This window comes from Actinosynnema sp., from assembly GCF_052038725.1.
Genome location: NZ_JBQGCX010000720.1, coordinates 1 through 5,078, shown reverse-complemented (window position 1 = coordinate 5,078; position 5,078 = coordinate 1). Strand labels below are relative to the sequence as shown.

Sequence of the window (5,078 nt, the reverse complement as noted above, 5' to 3'; positions counted from 1 at the left end):
GCCGAAGCCGCCCGCGCCACCGGCGAAGCGACCGGCAGCCGCACCGCCCGCGCCACCGCCCGCGCCACCGGCGCCGCCGAAGCCGCCACCGGCGCCGCCCGCACCGCCCGCGCCGCCGAAGTTCGGCGTGTAGCGCGGGTTGGTGTTGGCCCCGCCCGGCGGGACGTACCCCGGACCCGTGCCGACGCCCGTGTTGGGGCGCGGCGGCGTGTAGCCGGGGTTGTTGGTCGGGTTCGTGTAACCGGGGTTGGTCGGGGTGTACCCGCCGGTGTTGCCGCCGGTGCCGGTCTGGTAGTTCGGCGGCGTGTAGCCGGGGTTGTTCGTCGGGTTCGTGTAACCGGGGTTCGTCGTCTTCGGCGGCGAGTACGTCGTCCCCGAGGTGTTCGTCGTCGCCGGGGGCGTGTACGTCGACTGCGGCGGGGTGTAGCCGCCCTGCGGGGTCGGCGTGTAGCCGCCGTACGAGGGCGACGGGGAGGACGACGCGGGCGGGGTGTAGCCCGAGTTCGCCGGGGGCGTGTACGCGGGAGCGGACGCGGCGGCCGGGGTCGGCGACGCGTAGCTCTGGTTGGTCGTGCCGCCGCCGCCCGACGGGCCGCTGTAGCTCGCCGCGGCGGGCGCGTACCCGGTGCTGCTGCCCGAGGTGGTCGCGCCGCCGGGGCTGTCGTACCCGCCGCCGCCGACCGGCTTGTAGCCCTCGGTGGACACCGGGGCCCCGCCGCCCGCGCCGCCCGCGCCAGCCGGGCCGCCGTAGCCGGAGACCTGGCCGCCCGCGTTGGTCACGCCCGCGGCGGTCAGCGCGCCCGAGGCGTCGCCGAGGCCGGGCGCGTCCACCGTGCGGATGGTCGCGACCTGGGGCTCCTCGTAGGCGCCGGTGGTCGGGTTGAACGGCGGGCTGAACTTGGGGGTGTTCTGGTCGACGTTGCGGGAGTCGTTCTCCATCGACGTCATCACGTTCACGGCGTGCTCGTGCTGGAGCCGCGCGTGCTCGTTGGCCGCCTGCACGTCCACCGAGGACGAGGCGAGCCAGGTCAGGCCGCCCGAGCTGAGCGTGTTGGTGGCCTGGTCCCAGTTGAACTCCACCGGCTCGGGGATGTTCGTCCGGGCGTTCTGCATGATCTGGGCCTGCTCCTGGACCCTGGTGCCCACCGTGACGGCGGTCTCCGCGGTCTCGGTCACCCAGTCCGACAGCAGCCGGATCGCGGCGCGCGCGCCGTCGGCCGAGTCGCCGGTCCAGCCGCTCTCGCTGGCCGAGACCCGCTCGTTGATCACGCGGGCGGCCTCGGTCAGCTCGGTGCCGAAGTGGCCCCACTCCGAACCGATCTCACCGGTCTGACCGGGGTCGTTGTTCGTGTGGACCGAGTCGTAAAGCTCCCGGTGCGACCTGGACGCCCAGTTCTGGGTGTCGGTCAGAACCAGGTCCGCCGCTTCCTGCTCCACGAGCCCCGTCCTCTCAGTTGCTGTTCAGGTTGGCCGCGCCGCTGAGCCGCCGCAGCTCGTCGCGGTGCTCCTCGTCGATGGCCTGGAAGTTGCGGATGGCGCTCTGCACGGAGTCGTGCGTCTGCTGCAGCACCTCGCGGTAGGAGGTCATGACGGAGGCGAAGGAGTAGGGGTCGCCCTCGGCGCGCTCCTCGAACTTCGACTTCATCCGCTCGCTGACCGGGTTGGTGCCCAGCGGCGCGGGGCGGGCGAGCCTGCCCGCGCGCTCCAGCCAGGAGTCGACCTGGTCGATCTGCTCCAGGAGCATCTTGCGCAGCTCCTCGCCCACGACGGGGTCGAGCGAGACCTTGCCGGAGTTCACGGTCTCGTTGAGCGCCACGACCTCTTCGCCCAGGGGGACGCGCTTCTTCGGCGCAACCGGCTGCTGGGCCTGGTTGTCGGTTCCCGCTTCGTCGATGTACATCGTTTCCCTCGCGAAGGCAGTCTGCAGGACGGAACCCAAGCTGCCAGGCGTCGCCAACGCAAACCCAACGCGCCACCAATGCGAGTGGATCGGCGGCGGATGCTCGTGTGGGAAACTTTTCGCCGCACCGTGACGAAGCCGAAAGGTCTGCAGATGCGGGTGAACCTGCTCGGCCCGGTTGAACTCGTCTCCGCAGGTGGGGACGCGGTCCACCTCGGCGCGGCCAAGCGCAGGACGGTGCTCGCGGCGCTGGCGCTGGAGCTCAACCGGGTGGTGTCCGGGGACCGCCTGCTGTCGCTGGTGTGGGACGGCTCACCGCCCCCGCAGGCCAAAGCGGCCCTTCAGGGACATATCGCCCAACTCCGGAAGGTGCTGGGCGGCGGTGTGGCGCTGGTCACCCGCTCGCCGGGGTACCTGCTGACCGCCGAGCGGTCCGCCGTGGACGTGTTCCGGTTCGAGGACCTGGTCGCCGGTTCGCGGGACGCGGACGACGAGCGGGCGGCCGAGGAGCTGGCGCGGGCGCTGCGGCTGTGGCGCGGGCCGGTGCTGGCGGACGTGGCGAGCGAGGTGCTGCGGGAGTCGGTGTCGGCGCGGCTGGAGGAGCTGCGCACGGTGGCCGTGCAGGAGCTGGCGACCCGGCTGTTCCGGCTGGACCGGGCCGAGGAGGCGGTGGCGGCGCTGACCGGCGCGGTCGCCGACCACCCGCTGCGGGAGCCGCTGGTGGCCAGGCTGGTGCTGGCGCTGCACGGCGCGGGGCGGCAGGCCGAGGCGCTGGAGCTGTTCCACCGCACCCGCGAGCAGCTGGCCGAGGAGCTGGGCGTCGATCCGGGGCCGGAGCTGCGCGAGGCGTACCAGGCGGTGCTGGACGGCGGGGTCGTCGCGACCCGGCCGGTGTCCGCGCCGCAGGTCAGCGTGCCCGCGCAGCTGCCGAGGGAGCACCGGGGGTTCGTCGGGCGGGCCTGCGAGCTGGCCGCGCTGGAGGCGGACCTGGGCGGGCAGGACTCGGCGATCGGGCTGCTGGTCGGACCGGCCGGGGTGGGCAAGACGGCGCTGGCGCTGCACTGGGCGCACCGGGTGGCGGCGGACTTCCCGGACGGCCAGCTGTTCGTGAACCTGCGCGGCTTCGACGAGACCGAGCCGCTGGACCCGCGCACCGCGCTGGTGGGGTTCCTGCGGGCGCTGGGCGTGGACGACTCGCAGATCGCGGTGGACCTGGAGGAGCAGGCCGCCCAGTTCCGGTCGCTGGTGGCGGGCAGGCGGGTGCTGGTGGTGCTGGACAACGCCAGGTCCGCGGAGCAGGTCCGGCCGCTGCTGCCGGGGTCGGCGCGGTGCATGGTGCTGGTGACCAGCAGGCTGCTGCTGGACGACCTGGTGGTGACCGAGGGCGCGACGTCGTTGCAGGTGCCGCAGCTGGAGGAGGGCACGGCGGAGGACCTGCTGGCGGCGGCGCTGGGCAGGCACCGGATCGAGCAGGAGCCGGAGGCGGTGGCGGAGCTGGTCGAGCTGTGCGACCGGCTGCCGCTGGCGCTGCGGATCGCGGGCGCGCGGCTGGCGTCCCGGCCCAGGTGGACGATCCAGTCGCTGGTCGACGAGCTGCGCGACGAGCAGGGGCGGCTGTCGGGGCTGTCGCTGGAGGCGGGCACGGGCGTGCACGCGGCGCTCGCGGTGAGCTACCGGGAGCTGCCGGAGGCGGCGGCGCGGCTGCTGCGGCGGTTGGGGCTGCACCCCGGCACGGACCTGGACAGCTACACGGCGGCGGCGCTGATGGACATCGGCGTGGGCAGCGCGCGCACCCACCTGCGGACGCTGGCGTACGCGAACCTGCTGCACGAGTCCATGCCGGACCGGTACTCGCGGCACGACCTGGTGCGGCTGTTCACCCACCACCTGGCGGCGACCGAGCCGGAGGAGGACAACACCGAGGCCACGCACCGGCTGCTGGACTACTACCTGCACGTGGCGGACCTGGCGCGCGGGCACCTGTCGGACCACGTGCAGCCGTTCGAGCCGCTGAGCTACCAGCCGGCGAGCGCGCCGGAGCTGCGCTCGCACGAGGCGGCGCTGGGGTGGTTCACGCTGGAGGAGGCGAACCTCGGGCTGGCGCTGGACATCGCGGTCGGCTCGGGGCTGCGGGAGCGGACGTGGCAGCTGGCGCTGTGCCTGGACGCGTTCCACTTCCGGCGCGGGAACCGGCTGGACCGGTTGGCGCTGTGCGGGATCGGGCTGACGGCGGCGCGGGCGCTGGGCGACAAGCACGCGGAGGCCACGTTCCTGCTGCGGCTGGGGTCGACGCTGGCCGATCTCGGGCGGATCGAGGAGGCGGTGGCGGCGTGCGGGGAGTCGGCGGCGCTGGCGATCGGGGATCGGCACTTGGAGTTGGCGGCGCTGGCGAACCTGGGGTACTGCCTGATGGCGGCGGGGCGGTTGGCGGAGGCCGAGGAGCGGATCCGGGAGACGGTGGAGATCGCGCGGGAGGTCGGGGACGCGCGGTCTCGGGCGAGCGGGTTGAACAACCTGGCGAACGTGCTGCTGGCTCGGGGGGAGCCGGAACTGGCCCTGGGGCACGCGGTGGAGGCGCTGGGGTTGTTCAGCGGGGACTCGCCGACCAAGGCGCACACGGCGACGTTGCACACGGTGGGGGCGGTGTTGCAGGAGTTGGGGCGGCCTGAGGAGGCGTTGGAGTCTTATCGGGCCGGGTTGGCGCTGGCTGAGGCCATTGGGGATCGGTACCAGGAGGCGTTGTGCCACCGGGCTATCGGGGATGTGCTGGAGCGGTTGGGGATGGCGGAGCAGGCGGTTCCGCACTGGTCTGAGGCGTTGCGGCGGTATCGGGATTTGCGGTTGACGGAGGGGGAGGAGTTGAGCGGGAAGGTGGATGGGCCTGGGGTGGGGTAGGTGTGGGGAGAGGGGGAGGTTGAAAGTCACAAGCTGAAGGGCACGCCTCGCCGGCGGGGCAGACCTCCAAAAAAGAGGGGGACGGGCTCTGCCGGCCGGTGACCGTTGGGTTGGTGGTCCCGTTGTACCCCTGCGGTGGTCCGGGTCCCTCTTCTCCGTTTGGCCTCCTTTCAGGCAAGCACGCTCGTCAAGACGCCGTTCGACTCGGGTGGTCTGCCGCAGAGTGCGGCGGCGTCTTGACAAGCGTGCTCGGGCTTCGCCAGGCCAAACGGAGAAGAGGGAC

The 5,078-nt window shown here is 73.1% G+C and carries 3 protein-coding genes; 1 reads left to right on the top strand and 2 read right to left on the bottom strand.

Going from position 1 to position 5,078, the window contains the following annotated elements; all coding sequences use genetic code 11:
- Both ACTUAL_RS14975 and ACTUAL_RS14970 read right to left on the bottom strand, forming a co-directional pair.
- Positions 1 to 1,437: PPE domain-containing protein (locus ACTUAL_RS14975; protein ID WP_440900675.1), on the bottom strand; the 1,437-nt coding region annotated here is incomplete at its 3' end.
- A 13-nt stretch (positions 1,438 to 1,450) separates the two neighbouring features.
- Positions 1,451 to 1,900, bottom strand: coding sequence for a hypothetical protein (locus tag ACTUAL_RS14970; protein WP_015804909.1), 450 nt, complete (start codon positions 1,898 to 1,900; stop codon positions 1,451 to 1,453).
- 153 nt (positions 1,901 to 2,053) lie between these two features.
- Between ACTUAL_RS14970 and ACTUAL_RS14965 the strand changes: the two genes are divergently transcribed.
- Positions 2,054 to 4,795 carry a BTAD domain-containing putative transcriptional regulator gene (locus ACTUAL_RS14965; RefSeq protein WP_440900674.1) on the top strand — a complete coding sequence of 914 codons (2,742 nt, stop codon included), beginning with the start codon at positions 2,054 to 2,056 and terminating at the stop codon, positions 4,793 to 4,795.
- Positions 4,796 to 5,078 lie beyond the last annotated feature (283 nt).

Bases quoted from the DNA above. Each gene is read 5' to 3' on its own strand.
- ACTUAL_RS14970 (WP_015804909.1), bottom strand. From the start codon at position 1,900: ATGTACATCGACGAAGCGGGAACCGACAACCAGGCCCAGCAGCCGGTT.
- ACTUAL_RS14965 (WP_440900674.1), top strand. From the start codon at position 2,054: ATGCGGGTGAACCTGCTCGGCCCGGTTGAACTCGTCTCCGCAGGTGGG.